1 pseudogene is annotated in these 415 nt (G+C 66.3%); it reads right to left on the bottom strand.

From position 1 onward, the window contains the following. Positions 1 to 369 (bottom strand): annotated as a pseudogene (locus tag AC1DXI_RS20755) (bifunctional D-altronate/D-mannonate dehydratase); the annotation flags it as partial. Positions 370 to 415: the final 46 nt, after the last annotated feature.

The raw sequence follows: 415 nt of genomic DNA, 5'->3' as shown, positions 1-415 counted from the left end.
GGCGTGCCCGTAGGCGCGCAGCCCGTTCCGGGACGCCCCGCCCAGGAGCTGGTAGACCGGCATCCCGGCGAGCTTGCCCTTGATGTCCCACAACGCCATGTCCACCGCGGCGATCGCGGCCATCGTGACCGGGCCGCGGCGCCAGTACGAGGACCGGTACAGGAACTGCCAGGTGTCCTCGATCCGGTGCGGGTCCTTGCCGATCAGCAGCTGCGCGACGTGCTCCTTCAAATACGCGGCCACGGCCAGCTCACGCCCGTTCAGGGTCGCGTCCCCGATCCCGGTCACCCCGTCCTCGGTGGTGATCCGCAGGGTCACGAAGTTCCGGGAGGGGCTGGTGACGAACACTTCAGCGGCAATGATTTTCACAACAGGTCCTTATCTGCTCTAACGGGGATGTCTAACGGGGATGTCT

The sequence above is a fragment of the Arthrobacter sp. P1_H7 genome, from assembly GCF_056405215.1.
This window is presented reverse-complemented; position numbering and strand designations above follow the sequence as displayed.